General features: G+C 66.0%; 11 protein-coding genes. 8 read left to right on the top strand and 3 right to left on the bottom strand.

Annotated elements, in window-relative coordinates; genetic code table 11:
• The first annotated feature begins 43 nt into the window (after positions 1 to 43).
• Both ACQP2Y_RS12485 and ACQP2Y_RS12480 read left to right on the top strand, forming a co-directional pair.
• Positions 44 to 1,225: a hypothetical protein gene (locus ACQP2Y_RS12485; RefSeq protein ID WP_433727471.1), complete on the top strand. Its 1,182-nt coding sequence runs from the start codon at positions 44 to 46 to the stop codon at positions 1,223 to 1,225.
• Positions 1,117 to 1,503, top strand: coding sequence for a peptidoglycan-binding domain-containing protein (locus ACQP2Y_RS12480; RefSeq protein ID WP_433727469.1), 387 nt, complete (start codon positions 1,117 to 1,119; stop codon positions 1,501 to 1,503). Before ACQP2Y_RS12485 ends, ACQP2Y_RS12480 begins: the two co-directional genes overlap by 109 nt.
• Before the next feature lie 625 nt (positions 1,504 to 2,128).
• Here the strand turns inward: ACQP2Y_RS12480 and ACQP2Y_RS12475 are convergent.
• Positions 2,129 to 3,850 (bottom strand): CotH kinase family protein, encoded by a 1,722-nt coding sequence (locus tag ACQP2Y_RS12475; protein ID WP_433727467.1) that lies wholly within the window; start codon positions 3,848 to 3,850, stop codon positions 2,129 to 2,131.
• 58 nt (positions 3,851 to 3,908) lie between these two features.
• Between ACQP2Y_RS12475 and ACQP2Y_RS12470 the strand changes: the two genes are divergently transcribed.
• From ACQP2Y_RS12470 to ACQP2Y_RS12445, 6 genes are all read left to right on the top strand, one after another.
• Positions 3,909 to 6,218, top strand: coding sequence for a hypothetical protein (locus ACQP2Y_RS12470; RefSeq protein ID WP_433727465.1), 2,310 nt, complete (start codon positions 3,909 to 3,911; stop codon positions 6,216 to 6,218).
• A gap of 926 nt (positions 6,219 to 7,144) precedes the next feature.
• Entirely contained in the window at positions 7,145 to 9,019 is a 1,875-nt protein-coding gene (locus ACQP2Y_RS12465) for an ATP-dependent nuclease (protein ID WP_433727463.1), read from the top strand.
• Positions 9,016 to 10,734 carry a UvrD-helicase domain-containing protein gene (locus ACQP2Y_RS12460; protein ID WP_433727461.1) on the top strand — a complete coding sequence of 573 codons (1,719 nt, stop codon included), beginning with the start codon at positions 9,016 to 9,018 and terminating at the stop codon, positions 10,732 to 10,734. The genes ACQP2Y_RS12465 and ACQP2Y_RS12460 overlap by 4 nt, the downstream gene beginning before the upstream one ends.
• A 209-nt stretch (positions 10,735 to 10,943) precedes the next feature.
• On the top strand, positions 10,944 to 12,233 hold the full coding sequence (locus tag ACQP2Y_RS12455) for a hypothetical protein (protein ID WP_433727459.1): 1,290 nt from the start codon (positions 10,944 to 10,946) through the stop codon (positions 12,231 to 12,233).
• 158 nt (positions 12,234 to 12,391) lie between these two features.
• On the top strand, positions 12,392 to 13,042 hold the full coding sequence (locus tag ACQP2Y_RS12450; protein WP_433727457.1) for a hypothetical protein: 651 nt from the start codon (positions 12,392 to 12,394) through the stop codon (positions 13,040 to 13,042).
• A 114-nt stretch (positions 13,043 to 13,156) separates the two neighbouring features.
• On the top strand, positions 13,157 to 13,468 hold the full coding sequence (locus ACQP2Y_RS12445) for a hypothetical protein (protein WP_433727455.1): 312 nt from the start codon (positions 13,157 to 13,159) through the stop codon (positions 13,466 to 13,468).
• A 532-nt stretch (positions 13,469 to 14,000) separates the two neighbouring features.
• Here the strand turns inward: ACQP2Y_RS12445 and ACQP2Y_RS12440 are convergent.
• Both ACQP2Y_RS12440 and ACQP2Y_RS12435 read right to left on the bottom strand, forming a co-directional pair.
• Positions 14,001 to 14,582 carry a hypothetical protein gene (locus ACQP2Y_RS12440; RefSeq protein WP_433727453.1) on the bottom strand — a complete coding sequence of 194 codons (582 nt, stop codon included), beginning with the start codon at positions 14,580 to 14,582 and terminating at the stop codon, positions 14,001 to 14,003.
• Positions 14,579 to 16,879, bottom strand: coding sequence for a hypothetical protein (locus ACQP2Y_RS12435; RefSeq protein ID WP_433727451.1), 2,301 nt, complete (start codon positions 16,877 to 16,879; stop codon positions 14,579 to 14,581). The genes ACQP2Y_RS12440 and ACQP2Y_RS12435 overlap by 4 nt, the downstream gene beginning before the upstream one ends.
• Positions 16,880 to 16,990: the final 111 nt, after the last annotated feature.

Here is a 16,990-nt window from a genome sequence, read left to right as displayed (position 1 = left end):
ACCAGCTCACCGCTGACAGGTAGATTTCCATCATGTCGTCGGCGTGGATGACGGCACTGGCGGCGGGCTGCCCTTGTTCGACTTCACCGGCGGCGACGGACAGACGACCATCGCGATGACCGACCGCGATGACGACGGCAGCTATCGTGCCACTGTCACCAACACCTCGGTGCCGGAGGCGTACACCTTCTGCGTCACCGCGTTCGGCGTTACCGCCGACGGCGTCAGCTTCCGGTGCGAGGGCAAGATGGAGACACACGTGCTGGTCCGCCCCGACCCGGTCCTCAGCACCTTCGAGGTGGCCCTGCTCCAGCCGGGCCTGGCTTCCGTGCAGGTCATCCCGCGCGACCGATTCCGCAACGTGGTGCTGGCCGATCCGGCGACCCTGGGCGGGTTCGCCGTGACGACCTCCGACGGCCAGGTCGGGCCGCTCGTCAGCGGTCTCGACGGCACGTACCGGACAACGGTGAAATTCGATCCCAAGGCCACCCCGACGATCGGCTTCGAGTACGGCGGGGTGGGGGTGACCGACCCGGTACGGGTCGTCCCGCTCGGTGAGCTCACGTACCCGGACCAGGTCGTCTCTTACGACCCCGGCCCGGATCGCAAAGCGAATCGGCACGCCGACCCGAAGGCGGCACTCGGCGACGTCGTCAAGAAGCCCCAGGACATGTTCGTCTCGCTCGGAGCGGGCGGCAGCGTCGTCCTCGGCGTCGACAAGAAGGCCGTCGTGGCCACGGCGCACGACGACGTCACCGTGTTCGTCGCCGCCGACAAAGACCTGCGCGGTTACCTGGTTGAGGCACTCTCGAAGGCGACCGGCAAGTGGGTGAAGCTGGGCGAGTCGTTGGGCACCACGCAAGCATTCTCACTGGCCGCAGGCAAGTTGAAAGCTACGCCCGCGATCCGGGTCGTCGACACCAGCGGCCGTAGCCGCGATGAGCAGCTCCAGCCGTTGAGCACACCGGGCGTCAGCGTGCGCGGCCTCGGTGTGCTGCGGACGGCGCCGGCCACGTCGGGCATCCTCCGCCCATGGCCGAGATCCGGAAGGGCCACCGGGGACACCCGGGCAAGACCCTGCAGTATCTGCTCCGGGCGCGTCAGCACACCGTCGACGTGGACGGCACCTTCGGGCCGACGACGGAAGCCGCCGTCCGGGCCTTCCAGCGGGAGAAGAAGGTCGGGATCGACGGCATCGCCGGGCCAAGGACGTGTCAGGCCCTGATCGATTCCGTGAAGCGGGGTAGCAAGGGAGATTTCGTACGCGGAGCACAGGAGGAACTCAACTCCCGTGACCTCCCCGGAGATGCCAAGAAGCTCCGCGTGGACGGGATTTTCGGCCCGCTCACCGAGGCTGCCACCAACAGTTTTCAGAAGGCGATCGCGGCCGAGATAGCCGGCTTCCCGGTCGACAAGATCGTAGGGCCGAATACCTGGCAGGCCCTGGCAGGCCCTGGTGAGCGGCATGTAGCCGAAGAACCCAGCGACGGAGATCGCGGATAGCCATCGGCCGAGTAGGCAAGGTAGAGCGTCAGCTCGACGAGAGTCCGGTGCGGACCACCCCGACCGCGACAGCTGAGCGCCGGGGCTCGGCAGATCGACGGCGCGTGACCTTGTACCGCGCCTGCTCGTCAGATGGCGTTGGCGAGTTCGCGGGGTGAAAACCAGCACGAATCTGCCCTGCACGCCGTCACGACCCTGGCCGCCAAAGGCGGCGGCTGCGGCTGCGGCGATGACGACGGCCGGTTCGGGGAGCCCCGCGGTGGTCGCGGCGAGGATGAGGCGGTGCCGCGACTTCGGCCCCCACGGCTGCGGTGTCGTCACCGTCAGGGTGCTCACCGCAATCCCAGGCTGTACCGAGGCGGTGTTGGCGACGTATGCGAGCACCGCCGTGACAGCCGCCGCCAGCCGCGGATCGGTCTCACCGGTACTGGTGCGTAGCGCGGTCACCGAATCCGGCAGGTACGTCTGCGGATGGGTGACGGCGGCGGCGAGCACGGCGGATGTGCTATAGCCGACCGCGCTACGGCAACGCTTCCGCTGCTCGCGCTCAAGGCCCCGAACGCCTTCGAGATGACCTTCGAAGGCCGCCTCACGGCGGCCCACAAGTAGCCCTCAACATCCGCAGTTACATCGTTCGTTTGACGGTCCCCGGCACCGGCTCGAGGGCACCGGTGAACTGGCCACTGCTCGTGCCCGCGGGGTAGGCCTTGCGAAGAATGGCCAGCTGCGCCCGCGCGCTGTCGCAACGCATCCAAACGTAGTGGCGGATCCCTAGGATTGACTCGTTGCCGTGCCGCAGGTTCTGCTGCTCGTAGCCGGCGCGGTACACCTCATCGTTGGTGAACGGGCGGCCAGTGAACGGCGGTGAGTTCGGAAAGTCGGCCTCCAGGTAGGCCGAAGGGCTGACTCGCTGCCACAGCCCCGGCGCCTCTGCCGTGCCCGTTCGCGCGTCGATCGCGGTCGTGTTGAAGTCGGTGTCGAGCAGGTGTTCCAGATGGTCGAGGTAATACTGGGCGAATTCGTGATTGGCTAACAGGTTCTGTATTAACGGGAGGCGAGACTTCCCGCCGTACCTGTGATATCCGCCGGTGTTACCCGGCCAGTCGAGCAGATCAGTGTCTTGCCATCTGGTGTCGAAGTAGTCGATGCCGAGGCAGTTGTCGTAGTTGCACGGGATGAAGGTGAAGTAAGGTGCAGTCATGAACTGTTTCGCAGCACCATGGCGCCCTGAGTTGAAAAGGTAGTAGTTGGCAGGTGTGGCGAAATAGTTGTCCCAGGCGCCCAGGAGCACGTTCAACCCGGCCCACCGAAGGAAGGCGCGGACGTTCATGACGCTCTCGACCGACTCACGGAACAGGTCGGTGTCGAACCGGTCGCCTGCGCCAGGCAGGCCGGTCCCGTTGATGACCCGGATGAACTCCGCGAGATCGTCATAGCCGTTGGCCGCGGAATCGTCCTCGTTGGTCTCGAGACGGTACGTCAGGTCAGGGCTGTCTTGACGGGTGAAGTACTGCCGACCGCCGTCGTCACCGTCGGCGCCGACCCGTCTCTCCAGAGTGGCGCAGCCGACGTCGCCGCAGTACGTCTTGTACAGGTTGCCCCGATCGTTCGCGCCGAACCACTCCGATAGGAAGACACGGTCCAGCTGCTCGACCAGGGAGTACAAGCCCTGATACGCGCCGTTGATGGCCAGCCGCGCATAAGTGCGCCGCGCGGCGGGTACACCGGCGCGGCGGAACAGCGCCAACGCCAAGCCCTCGCGCATCTGCGACGGGTCGTTGTACATCGACTTGAGGTTCAGCCGTGCCATCCCGACGATACGGCCATCGTCGTCACCCGGCTCCATAGCGATCTTCCACGAGCGTTTCGGCGCGTACTTCGTACGGTTGCCGCTGTTGACCAACGTGAACGCAGAGCTGCTGAACAGCGTCCCCGATTCGGGGCCCGGTATCCGCTGCTGGTCCTGAGGGTCGATGCGCCACAGTGCGATCCGCGCGCCTCCCGTGGCGCATACCGGCTCCTCCGGCCGCATTTCGGTCGCCTGCCAGTCGCTGATCTGGACCTGGTACATCGGCTCGGAAAAGAACTCCTCTCTGCCGACGGATGCGGCCCGGTAGCGGTCGACAAGCCGCGCTACCGCTGCGGGATCGGGTCCGGCCTCATGCAAGATGGCGGCGAACAGTGCATCGAACTCCTTACCCGTACGCAGCGTCGAGTCACCCGGGCTGGCGGGGCGATGGACCTGCACCGCGAGATCGCGGGCTCTTCCCGACGGAAGTTCGGCGATCACGACCGCTCGGTTCTCGAAAAGATCTCGAAACCGGCGGCCGTCGGTGCTGTCACCCACGATCTGACCTCACTCCCGTCGTGCCATCCACGTAGCCCATCACGCACGGACCTGGACGATGAACGACAGTCACTTGTCGGATTCCCGTCTGCTCACCTCGCGGGTGGATGATGACCGCATGGCGGACGAGGCCCTTCTCGAAGAACTGCTTAACAAGATACTGATGACCGACCAGGAAATTCGTGACGGCGCTCAGGCGGCCGAGGTCTCGCTGGAGGAACTCGGCGCAGCGGTACGTCCACGTTTCTCCGAGGCGCGAGCCAGTTGTGTCCAGGAGCAGAACCTCCTGGCCGATCTGCAGAAGCAGCACTCCGCAGGCTTGGAGGCCATACAGCTCATGGGCGAACATCCGTACGTGCGGGTGGCGCGAGCGCTCGCATCGGTCGCTCTCGCCGTTGTGGCGAGTGGCGCGATCTTCACCTGGATCATGTGGGGCCTTCTCCACAATCGCGAGTGGGGCGTGCTGTGGACACGGTCGCCGCAGGTGAGCACCTGGCTGGGGATTGCGTCCGGGCTAGTAGCGGTCAGTGTGCTCGCTCTCGTCCCGTGGTCGGTGAACCGGCGGCAGCGTGCGGCGCTCGACGGATCTGACCTTCGGCTACTCGTCGCCCGCCTGGACGCCGCGAGAACTGGTTGGGAGACGGCATTGCGCGATCGAGGCCTGAAGGGCATTCTCCGCGAGGAGATCAATATAAGGCTGCCCCGCTACGAGACGGTCCTGCAGGTACGTCGCGCCGACGGGCTTGCTGAAATGCACAATCCACTCCACGTCGTACCCTCCACCGCCCAGGTAGAGGTCGAGCAGCTCATCCGGTCCATGCCTGGGGGAAGTATCGGCATCTCGGGCCCGCGCGGCGCAGGCAAGACGACACTCCTACAACACTTCTGTTCACCCGAGTTCGCCGCCCGGAATGACGCGTCCACCTCAGCCGTCCGAGTTTTGTTGTCGGCTCCGGTGCGGTACGACCCGCGGGAATTTGTCCTCCACTTATTCGCGAGCGTCTGCCAGGACATCGTTGGTCCAGCCGATCCATGGCGGCTCGACCAATCGCGCGGAGGCCACGCCGGCGAATACCGGCGCCAGCTGATCTTCCGCACGCTGACCGTCGCAGTGATACTGTGCGCGGCCTGGGGTATGTGCCTCATCGTTGCCGCCCTAGGTGGATGGAGGCCCGATCCGAATCTCCAGCCGGGCCTTTTCCTGGTATTGGCGGCCGGCGCCACCCTGTACCTGGCCTCCGAGTGGCAACGCTCCTCGGCAGCCGCATTCGCGCAACCCACGGCGCTGACCACAAACGCAGACACTCTCACCACCTCGGCACGAACCCTGTTGACCGGACTCGCGTTTCAACAGTCGATCGGGCAAGGCCTGAGCACCGGCGTGAAGTTGCCGGCCGGCATTGAATTCGGCATCTCCTCAAGCACCACCATGACCGAAAAGCCCATGGGCCTCCCGGAGATCGTCAGCAGATTCCGCGAGTTCCTACGACAGGTGTCCGGATCACGGCAGGTGTGCATGGGCATCGACGAGCTGGACAAGTTCGACTCCAGCACCGACATCTACGAGTTTCTCAATGACATCAAGAACATTTTCGGCATTCCCGGCTGCTACTACCTCATCTCCATCTCCGAAAATGCGATGAGCGCCTTCGAACGCCGCGGCCTTCCGCTGCGCGACGCGTTTGACTCCGCCTTCGACGCGGTCATCGACGTTCCCTGCCTAGACTTCCCGCAATCCCGTCGGCTACTTCGGCGCCGGGTGATCGGCTTGCCGGAACAATTTGTGGCACTGGCCCACGCGATGTCGGGTGGCCTTCCACGCGACCTCATTCGGGTGACCCGCGACCTCGTCGCGCTATCCCAGACAGTCGATAAGCCCGGAGACCTGGCAACGATTTCGTCCGTGCTCACCGGTAACGACGTGCGGCGGAAGGTTGCAGCGGCCCGCCTGGCCGCTCAGAACACCGGTCTGGACGCGGCGGTCGCGGCCTTCGTCGCCCGGCTCCCATCCGAGGCGAGTGAGGGAAGGCAAATGCACGACTCCACTCTTCGCTTGTTCGACGCTCTCGCCGAAGTTCCTACAAGCACCGCGCCAGACGCTGATCTCCGGCACCGCTCCGAGTTCGCTCAGATCGTGTCTGAGACGGCCGCATACCTGTACTTCTGTTCGACCGTGCGAGAGTTCTTCGAGCGGTTCTCGCTCGCAAGCCGCACGGATCCTGCCGCGATACCGAAGGCGACCCCGGATGTGGATGACTTGGCGGAGTGCCGTCGGTCGTTCACGGCAGGACCCCGACTAGCCTGGGCGTCGATCTCCCAATTCCGGTCACGGCGGCAACTCGACATCTGGGAGCTGCCGCTGGGCTGATCGGGCAACGCAGCAGCCCTCGTGGCCAACGGTCCGCGAGTCCCCGACGAGTTTACTGAGCTTTTGAGGTCAGGGTCAGGTTGGTGTCAGTCCGCTGGTGGCGAGGAATCCGAAGGCGAGGGTGGGCCGGTACTGCATCCTTTGAGCCGGTTCTTCGCGACGCGCAGCAGGTAGTCAACGCGGCGTGGCCAAGAGGTAGTTGTATTGTCTCGTTTCCGGGTGTTCGTAGCCCGGAGACTGCGGTCCCAGTCGCGGAGAGGCAGGCGCAGTCGTCGTCTTCCACAGCTCTCACTCCCCCCGCAGATCATACCGCCGGACGAGTGACTGCGTCCGGAGCGAATCGTCCGGTCTCCGCGCGGATGGTCGCGGCATCAGCCGGCGGGCCACAACTCCCATCGCCGCTTGCCGTCATATCGGAACGCGTCCGCGCTAGCGCGGCCAATAAGCTGCCATTTCGTAGACGAGGGTTTTGTCAGTTCAACGACCAACTAAGTGTCGCTTGGAAATAGGGCGAACCCACTCTGCAGCGAGTCCCCATAAACGAAACGCATTGGTTCTGGCGTTCGCGATTGGCATTTCGCCTTGAGGCAACCTGTCTGCGACATTCGGCAACGACGCAAATCCCGCAGCGGAACCTCAAGCTCTTCGAGCGGGAGCCGGTCGATTGAGGAAGGCAGCCAACCCGATCAACGGGCGCTCCTGACTCTTTCTGACAAGTAACGCTGAAGGATCCAGTTATTCCTGGGAAATAGAGATCTGCGCTGACTGTCGCTCGGGGTGGAAACCGGACGGCGGTCGCGGCTCGACAGTCGGCGGACCCCGCACACCCGACAGACGCGTTAAGACGACCCGAAAAGCGGACACGTTGTGCGACGTCCATGATCGGCACGGCTGCGATCATGAACGCCCTTACAGTGGGAGCCTTCATGTTCGTTTCCGAGATCACGATCAAGAATCACCGGTCGTGCCGGCAGGTGACGGCCCGGCTTCGTCCCGCGGTCACGGTTCTCGCTGGGGAGAACAACGCCGGCAAGACCACGGTGATCGACAGCCTGCGTCAGCTCACAGATGCCCTTGATGGCCGACGTGGAGCAGCGTTGGCCGAAGGTGACCTGTTCGACGGTTGCGCACCGGATGACCAGCTACAACTGCAGGCTGTTCTCTCCGACATCGATCCTGACCATGCCGGCACGTATCGCGACGCGTTTCTTCCCGGCGCGACGGCGGACGGTAGACGTTCGGCGTACTGGTCCCTGACCTACACCGGACCGCCCTTGGGGCGCCGGCGGGGAATCGCGACGTGGCATGTCGGTGAGGACCGGGAATCGCCTGGCGAGCCCATCCTGCGCACCGCAATCCGGCACGTGCACCTGCCGGCGTTGCGTGACGCCGTACGCGACCTCGGTGTCGCCGGCGGAACCCGGATTCGGGTCATGCTGGAGGCGCTGCTGGGCGGCCAGGAGCAAGTCGATGCGTTCGTCGAACGCGCTGACGGGCACTTCACCGCGCTGGCGCAGGACGCAGCCGTTCAGGCGGTCGGCTCGGCGGTCAGCGTGCCGCTCGGGGCGATCACTTCCGGCGCGCATCGCCAGCAGGCGGGTCTGACAGTGACGGATGCCAGCTTGGCCTCGATTTCTAGGGCGCTACGGATGCTGCTCGGCGACGCAGAGCTGCCGCTGACGGCCTCTATCGACAGCTCCGGGTTGGGGTATGCGAACGCCCTCTACATCGCTACCGTGCTGGCTGAGCTCGAGACCGCACGCGAGTCGGACCTGACCTTGCTGCTGATCGAAGAGCCCGAGGCTCATCTGCATCCTCAGCTGCAGACCCTGCTGCTGCGCTACCTCAAGCGGCGGGCGGCGGCGTCCCGGCAGCGAGCCGGAGGTGACCCGTCGCAGCCTGCCGGGCACATTCAGGTCGTGATGACCACCCATTCGCCGGTGCTGTCCGCGGCGGTGAGCGTCGAGGATCTCGTCGTGATGACCCGCGGGCCCCGTGTCGAGGCGACCGGGTGGCAGGCCCGGGCCGTAGCAGTCGCCGACATGGGGCTGAAGCCTAAGCAGATCAAGCAGCTTGACCGGTATCTCGACGTCACCAAGAGCGCGATGCTCTATGCGGCGCGAACCGTTTTGATCGAGGGGCTGTCCGAGGCGCTGCTGCTGCCCGCGCTCGCCGACCTGGTCCTCGCCGCGCCGACGGATACCGACCAGATGCAAATGCGGGTGGCGCAGGAAGCGATCGACCGGTTCCATGGCGCAACGATGATCCTGGTCGACGGCGTGGGCTTCGACTCCTACATGAAGGTCCTACTGACCTCTGTCGCCGGGGTCCGAATCGGCCAGCGGATCGCGGTGATCACCGATACGGATAGGCCGACCGGAGATGAGGAACCGTCCCGGGTCACGAAGGCCCGCACCCTCGCCACGCAGCTCGGCGCAGGAACCGAGGTCATCGATTGGTTCCTGGCCCCCCACACCCTCGAGCCGACCCTGATGCGCCCAGAGAACGAGGAGTTGCTACATCAAGCATTCCTGGAATGCGCACCACGTTCGGAACACCGGTGGAAGCCGATTGCCGAGGCTACGGTTGGACAACGGCCCGAGATGTTCCGGTTGCTGTTCCTCGACAAGGATGAGCACCCGGCAGCCACGGGCACTCCAATCTCGAAACCAGAGTTCGCGCACGCCCTCGCCGACCGGCTGATTCCCGGGTGCGGCTTCGTCGTGCCTGACGACCTGGTGCAAGCCATCAGCTACATCGCTGACGCGCCGCAGCCAGACGCGCCGCCAGCAGCCGGATGACTTCCATCGTCGAGCGGGCCATCGCGGCGCAGGAACGCGCGGTTACCGCGGCGGCCCCATTGTTCGTCCGGGCCTGCCCGGGCGCCGGCAAGACCCATGTCATCGTCTCCCGGCATCTGCGCGGTCCGTCCGTCGCGCTGCGCCACGGCCGAGCGCTACTCTCCTTCACCCGGGCAGCCGCCACGCAGATGCGCCGCCGCTGTCACCGCGAAGGTAGGCCCGAGGCGACCACCTTCCCCCACTACATCGGCACGTTGGACGCCTTCATCTGGGACGTCCTGGTGGTGCCGTACCTGCCGGCGAGCAAGCCGCTGCGACTGCTCGACTCCTGGGACCGCGTACAAGCCGAGGTGAAACTTGATCGCACAGTGCCGCTGAGTGGATTCACGTTTCAGCGCGCGCCAGGTGCCGGGTACGAGTCCATCCGTCAGGATCTGCTCTCGCGAGAGCACAGACGGCTGATCGATGGCAGCAACTATCCGTGGAGTGTCTGGGAGAAGGCGGCCCTCGATGCCCGAAGGGAGCAATTCCAGAGGGGCTATGTCACCGGCCATGAAAGTCGGCTTCTGGCGCTGAAGTTCCTGAATGCCGGGGAAAGCGTAGTCGGCCCGCTGCGTTCACGGTTTGCAGAGATCATCGTGGACGAGGCCCAAGACTGCTCCATGACGGATCTGACGGTCTTCGAGAAGCTGCACCGTATCGGCATTCCCTTGGTTGTCGTCGCCGATCCTGACCAGATGATCTATGGGTGGCGTGACGCTGACCTGGCGCGGCTTGACATCCTCGAAGCTGAACTTGGGCAGACCGTCGACCTCACCGGCAATTGGCGTAGTTCCCCGACCATCTGCCAGCTCGCCGCCACCCTGCGCTCAGGTAGCCGACCGCCCGACGACGCGGTACGGCCGCCGCAACTCGAGGCACCCGTCATCCTGCTGCCAACTAACTTCCTGAAAGGAGGCGTCGCGCGGCACGCGCCCACCGGCCGTCCAGTCGTCGACGTGTTTCTCGACCACGCGCAAACTTACGAAGTTGATGTCGCGGTCTGCCTAATCACTGCGTATAGCCGAAGCCATCTCCCCGTCAAGAATCGACGCCCGGCCGGGAACGCCGCGACGATGCTCGCCCACGCCTGGCGTGTTGTGCACTCGGCGACCGCCGAGCAGAGCCTTGTCGACGACGCCTGCCGGACGGGCTCCCGGCTGCTACTGCGGTATTGGTATCCGGACGCCCCGGCGCAAGGCAGCCTAGAGGCCCGTTGCACGGCTGTCGGCGTGGATTTCGCTGACATCGTCCGACGCGCATACGGGTTCCTGTATGCGCTACCAGAGCCGAACGCAACTTGGTTCAGGGATGTGAACGTGAAGCTCAAGGGCTGGCCCCAGCCGCCGGGCGCGCGTCCGCGCGGCGTGATCGGCCAGTTGCGCGGCAAGGCAGATGGTCTACGCGCTGCCGGTGCGGCGACCGCGCCGTTCCGGTCCGACAACATTCATCAGGTCAAGGGCGATGAGCATCCGGGCGTCTTGTTACTCGTTCCCGAAGACGATGCGGGCGTCCGCTGGATCAACGGCGACCCCGCGGCGGACGAAATGCTGCGCAACTGGTACGTGGCGGTCACCCGGGCCCAGCGGCTCATCGCCGTCGGTGTCCAGCAGGACGGCCTCGAAGCGATTGCTCGGCATCTTGGCATGCGAGGGGTTCCGTTCGTCGTTGGCTGAGCAAGTCCGTCGAGAATAGGGGGCCTCAGCAGCGAGATGATGCGGTCGCTGAGGGCGCCACCGGGCCAGTAGACGAAGCCGGCTGACCACGCGTGGCTGGGTCGGTGGTGCGGGACAGACATTCACTCACTTCCACGAAGAGCGTTCAATTCGCTACTCTGAGCTACGTGCCGCATCGACGTTCGAGAATCATCCCCACCACGCCTGGCGTGGACATCGAGCGAGTTCTGCAGCGGCTGCGCACCCCTTCCAACCTGCCGGTGGAGTCGCGGGAGGATCTGGCCCCTGAGGTGCAGGTCATTGCTGACAAGAAGCCGAGGACGAGGGGCAGCATCAGCTATCTCAAGGCGCCCAGCCCGGTGGTCGTGAGCTCTCCGCTGACGACGAGTCCCGCCGATGTCCTGCGTGAGCTCGGAGTGGCGACCACGTTCGTCAGCCGGTCGCGGCTTCTTCCTGTGGCTCAGCTTTGGGCGCATGTCCGGTACTGCGCGACCATGCGAGCCCGTAGCGGCATGTTGGCGCTGACCCCGGATGCGGCGCAGTCGGTCGTGCATCATCACAAGGTGGCGCAGTCGGAGCAGTTGGGTATCGGCCTGGCACTGGTGGTCGCTCGAGCCGTGCTCCGGCAGTTGCACCCGCGGTTGGACTATCACGTCGTTGACGCCGACGTCGCGTTGAGAGCTGGGTACATCAAGGGCATGCCTGGCGAGGTCCGCAATCGGCCCGCGACGAAGAAGAGACCGGACTACTTTCTGGTCGGCTACGAGCGTGGCGCGCCCGGTGTAGCGGTGCACGTGACGGTGCTGGAGTGCAAGGGCACCCACCTGCGGATGCGGGAGGTTAAGAAGCAGCTCGCGGATGCGACTTTGCAGGTTCGGACGGTGGTTGTCGGCACTGAGCCGCTGTACGGGTTGATGGTTGCATCACGGCTCAAGGAGACCGGTATCCAGTCGTACGTCTTCGATCCTCCCGGCGACGACGAGTTGTGGTCGGGGGACGTGGAGGATCTCCAGGCCTTGTTGTCTCAGATGCCGGAGGAGAAGCAGTGGATGCCGGGCCGGTGGCTCGATCCTCCAGTCCCGTCACCGGATGACGGTTCCACGGCATCGGACGAGACGCCGACCGACAATGGCGGCCAGCCGATGTTGGGAACACCACCGCCTTATCAGATCCCGGCAGCGGAGCGGCGCTGGTTCACTCAGGTGCTCAGCTCGACGACGGCCGCGGCGATGCTGGCGTACGCCGGAAACAACGCCTCCGCCTCCGGGTACGCGACCGCCCGTCAGCTGGGCCTGCAGCAGGAACCGTTGGACGACTTCGACTCGCGGCCGATGTCGACCAACGACCGGATTCGCTTTGCTCAGGGCGGGCCCGACGCTGCTGGGACACACCCAGCGGATGCAAATGGGCGATGGCCGCACACTGGCGGTATTTCGCGGACTGGAGAGCCATCCGTATCGGCAGTTGGCCGACGGGAACCTGAATCGCTATCTGCGTAACGCCGGTTGGCTCCACCGGTGGTGGACGCAGCAGCGGCGGCGCCGGCCGCCTGGGGATGCCTTCTCGGTCGGTGAGGACGGCAGCGCTCTGGTGATCAGGATCGAGAACGACTGAGCATGCCGCGTGTCCTGATGCCGCTGTCGTTCGAGTGGAGCTGATGGCTGCCGGCGACATGGACGTCGTAGACGGCAACCCGCCCGTCCCCATCACCATCTGGCGTGTCGCCGGCCTCGACCATCCGTCTCACCGCAACCCGGCTGGCTGGCTCACGCCGCGAACCGCCGGGCTGCTCGTCGGTTCCTACACCCGGCCCGGCGACACCATCGTGTCCGTCGGCGGCGACCCTGCGCTCGAAGGTGCCGCTGGCGCAGGCGGCCGCGCCTATATATTCCTGGACAATCCGGCGGACCTGGCTGGCCTCGACCACGTCCCCGGCACCGTCCAGCAAATCATGCTGCGTTGGCCTCCGCCCGACAGTCCGGGCCAGCTGTTGACCCAGTCCGGAGCGAATGCAGCAACTATTCGCCGCTTGCCGACGGCTGCTGACCCCGACGGCTGCATCGTCGTGACGCTGGCCGCCATCCCGGGCGAATCCGAGACCGCTTACCACGGCCACAGCGAACGAGTCGTTCCCGCCGCCCAGCAAGGCGGTCTCGGCTGGCTGCAACACATCATCGCGATCACCGCACCGATCATGGGCGAACGCATCACTTGGCGAACTACGCCGGCCGACGCCGCGACCGTCCGCGCAGCCACTCACATCTCGATCCACCTGGATCTGCTGGTGTTCGTGCCCAAGCACGGATGACCTGCTTGTCAGCATCCGCCAGCAGCGCCGATCGAGTGCGACGTGCCACTCAAGGACGTGCTGGCCCAACGGCCAAGAGTGCCGGTGTGCGTTGAGGCACGGTGACGCCGCTGAATGAGCAATCCAGCTCGGCAAGCTGCATGCCAGCGCGCAGTTGATCGTGCACGGTCAACACGTAAGCAGCGACAACAATGCAGCTACCAGCACCGCCTGGTCCCGCTTCGACAGTTCGGCGCTGACCGCCCCAAGCCGTTGCAGGTCGTTGCTGTGCCGGATGCCGAGGAGAAGTTCAAGGACAGCGCGCTGCGCAACGAGGCAGAGGCGGATGCCATCGTCGACACCGTCACGACTCTGATCGCCGACCCGGCAACAACGACCGCAGCATCGGTGTCGTGGTCATGCAGGACTGCTACCAGACCACCATGATCGACGACAAGCTACGCGAACGCATCGACGATGCAGCAGCCGGTCCATGTCGAGATCACGGGGGTGTGGTGGGCGGCCATCGCCTTCATACCATGGAGGCCGCAATCCCACCTGGCAATGCTGTTGCGATCGCATCCAGGCAGGTACCGATCGATTCGAGATCGCCCGGCCATTGACCCGGTATCCCCCGGTCCGGACAAGTTCAGGATGCCGATCTGACCGCTGTCCAATGGCCGGAACCCCGGCGAACAGACGTGGTACGACAACCGCCCCGAAGCCGGCTACGACGTGGACACTCGCCGGAATGGGGAGCGCGTCCCCGCATCGATCACAGGAGGCGCGCATGGACGAGATCGCCGAGGCGGCATTCGACGCACCGACGCGTCATGTCCGCCTACGATCCGTCCTGGGTCAATGCCGAGGTGGCCGAGCCGCCGCCGGCCTGATCCGCTCGGGTCAGCCTGATCCGCTCGGGTCAGCCTGATCCGCTCGGGTCAGCCTGATCCGCTCGGGTCAGCCTGATCCGCTCGAGTCAAGCGACGACCTCCCCGGCCAGGCGGATCGGGCTGGGGAACGAGATGTCGCGCGCCAGGTCGAGAGTTTTCTCCCCGCTGGTCACCGACTGGCCGGCGATTGCCAGGGCACCCTTGATCGCGCAGTCGCCGGCCCGGATCCCGGTGACGCAGCCGTCGCGGACGTGGACGAGGACACCTCGGAGGGTCAGGTCAAGTTTGAGTTGGACGGTGACCGTCGCGACCCGCTTGTTGCCCAGGTACACCTCGACCCGCGGCTCGTAGCCGACCGAGACTTCGTGGGTGATCAGCCCGATCAACCGGACCGCGTTCGGGTCGCCGGCGGTCTCCTCGGCCGCCTGGACCAGCGCCGTGTATTTCGACCAGGACCGTTCGAAGATCGTGGAGACGCTCATCTCGAGGATCTCGCCGGCGACGCTGCCGACCTCGTCGACCACGGCGTCCTTGGTCAGATTGGCCGTCCGGCCCAGGTGGTCGCGGATCTCACCGGCCGAGTCGGTCGAGCGAAGCGTCTCGGTCAGCGCGCGGGCCGCGCCGTCCGGGCTGTCGAAGAACACCGTACTGATCGGGATAGTCGTCATGGCAGGTCCTCCGGCACGTGGGGAGCCAGGCGGGGGCGGCGGATCTGGAGACGGATGTCCCGAGCCGGCGGTGCGTCCGGGCGGTCGACCCGCACGGACATCTCCTCGGGCGCGAGCACCGGCACCACAGACACCGTCCCTTCGCTCTGCTGGTCATCGCTTTTCCGGCGCTCGTCGGACTGGACGGCGGCCGGGCGGGGACGGAACCGGTCGAGGACCGGCTTGCGGATGACGCGGAAGGCGAGCAGGCCGACCAGCAGGACGCCGCCGAGCGCGGTCCGCCAGAGGAGACTCCAGGCGATGACTCGCCAGTCGTGGTTGTCCTTATCGGGCGGCAGCACGCGGAACGACGAGAGGCCCTGGGCGGTGCCGCCGGGGCCGCCGGATCGGGCGTAGACGATCGTCCAGTGCAGGGGGCTGAGGCCGGTCGATATCGTCGGCGGCACCTCCACCCGCGCGGTCCAGCCGCCCGGCGACTCCTGACAGCTGGTGAGGGCGTCATCGGCGAATCCGACTCGGCAGCCGGTGATGGTTACGCCCGTGTCCTCGGAGTTGTGCGAGACGGTCACTTCCTTGCCGCCGGCTGCGGCGGCCGGATCGGCGACCACCTCGAAGGCTGGGGCGGCTGGCGCGGATCCGCGCACCGGGTAGTCGGTCGTGCCGTTGGCGTCGGCGCGGGTGCCCGCCGTGTCGACGAAGCTGACCCGCCAGTCCAGGGGCAGCGTTTCGCCGGCGGGCGCGTCGGCAGGGACGGTGGCCTGGGCCGACCAGTGGCCGCCGGAGTGACGGCAGGCGCGGTCGCCGCCGCCGGAGAAGACGACGGCGCAGCCGAGGATCCGCACGTCAGGGTCGAGCGGGGAGACGACGACCGTCACCCGGGCGCCAGTCGAGGCGGACTCGGGCCTCGTCTCAGCCACGAACTGGGGCGCCGACCCGGGGATGATGGCCACCTGCCCGGTGCTGGTACCGTTACCGGGCGGTGGCGTTGTTGCTTTGGCGGCCGGTGTCGTGGTCTTGGTGACCGGCCCGGTCTTCGGCAGCGGAGACAGAATCAGGTAGGGGATGACGTCGTCGTCCGCGCCTTTGCGTCCGGCGGCGCCGGTGTACTCCACGCCCCAGCGCAGCAGCGTCGCGCCGGGCGGCTGGTCCTGGGGCACCCGGGTGCGGACGACTCGGCGCTGGGGCGAGCGTCGGCAGGTGTTGCCGATCGCGTGCGGGAAGAACGCGATGCAGTCCACGATCTCCACCGCTGGGATCAGCGAGGTGAACGTCAGCGTGACGGTGTCGTCGGGCCGCGCCGCCGGAGGCTGGACGGTTACCGAGAAGTCCGGCTCCTCGACCACCACGGTGAACCCGACCGACCCCTTACGCTGATCGCCCTTCTCCCCGCGGCGGGAGCTCTCGAAGGTCAGCTCCCACGGCAATTCGACCGGGCCCGTCTCGGCGTCGCCGGGGATCATGACCGTCGCCAGGCCGGTGCCGGTGCAGTCGATGCGCTCGCCCCGATAGGTCACGAAGCACGTCCTGACGTCCACGCCGGTGGTCAGGCTCTCGAACTGGACCGTCACCGGCGTGCCCGGCTCGACCTGGGCCGATCCGGCGATCCCCACTTGGAATTCCGGCGCGGGCCACGGTTCTACCTTGATTTCGACCTCGCCCGGCGTGGTGTTGTCGGTTCCCGGACCGCCGGTGTACGCGACGTTCCACGGCACGACCGAGGTGACGTCCGGGGCGGGTACCCGCGCGAACCATCTGCCGCCGTCCTCGCCGCACTTGATGCCCTTCACGCTGCACCCGGTGATGGTCACGCCGGCAGGTTCGCTGGTGAACCTCACGTCGACCGGCTGTCCCGGATTCGCCGCCGCCGGCTCCACGGCCGTGCTGAACGCCGGCTCGAAAACGTCGAAGGTGAAGACACCGGTGTCAGGATCAAATCCAGACTTCCCGTTGACGGTGTATTCGATGGTCCAATGGACCTGGTGCTTGCTGGCCTTCAGGGACTTGGGCATAGCCATCGTCCATGTTGCGTCGCCGGCCACGCCGCCGCACCCGACTGTCGACTTCAGGGCGGCGTCCAGGTAGAACTCGCAGCTCGTAACGTCGACGGCCGCAACCGCCGACCGGTAGTTGATGACCGGCTTCAAAGCGAACGTGACCTGGACCTCCGAGCCGGGCAGGCCGCTGGCCGTTTTCGGGCTCGCGGTGAAGTACGGGGCCTGTGCCTCCTTCGCGGCAGCTGGCATCGACGTCGCGAGCAGCGCGATCGCGGCGACAACTCGGCTCAGCACGACAGACATCACCCTCACCGTCCACCCAGACGGCATGCGCGTCAGGCAGATCACCGACACTCTCCGTGATCAGCCATCGACGACGGCGCATTTCGGCAGGACCCTCCTCGGCTGGTGCGT

Origin of the sequence: Actinoplanes sp. CA-051413, from assembly GCF_050955795.1 — a bacterium.
In the GTDB taxonomy this organism is placed as follows: Bacteria; Actinomycetota; Actinomycetes; order Mycobacteriales; family Micromonosporaceae; genus Actinoplanes.
Note: the sequence above shows the minus strand (reverse complement) of the source record. Positions and strands in the feature narration are given on the sequence as shown.

Bases quoted from the DNA above. Each gene is read 5' to 3' on its own strand.
- ACQP2Y_RS12470 (WP_433727465.1), top strand. From the start codon at position 3,909: ATGAACGACAGTCACTTGTCGGATTCCCGTCTGCTCACCTCGCGGGTG.
- ACQP2Y_RS12465 (WP_433727463.1), top strand. From the start codon at position 7,145: ATGTTCGTTTCCGAGATCACGATCAAGAATCACCGGTCGTGCCGGCAG.
- ACQP2Y_RS12460 (WP_433727461.1), top strand. From the start codon at position 9,016: ATGACTTCCATCGTCGAGCGGGCCATCGCGGCGCAGGAACGCGCGGTT.
- ACQP2Y_RS12450 (WP_433727457.1), top strand. From the start codon at position 12,392: ATGGCTGCCGGCGACATGGACGTCGTAGACGGCAACCCGCCCGTCCCC.
- ACQP2Y_RS12445 (WP_433727455.1), top strand. From the start codon at position 13,157: ATGAGCAATCCAGCTCGGCAAGCTGCATGCCAGCGCGCAGTTGATCGT.
- ACQP2Y_RS12440 (WP_433727453.1), bottom strand. From the start codon at position 14,582: ATGACGACTATCCCGATCAGTACGGTGTTCTTCGACAGCCCGGACGGC.
- ACQP2Y_RS12435 (WP_433727451.1), bottom strand. From the start codon at position 16,879: ATGTCTGTCGTGCTGAGCCGAGTTGTCGCCGCGATCGCGCTGCTCGCG.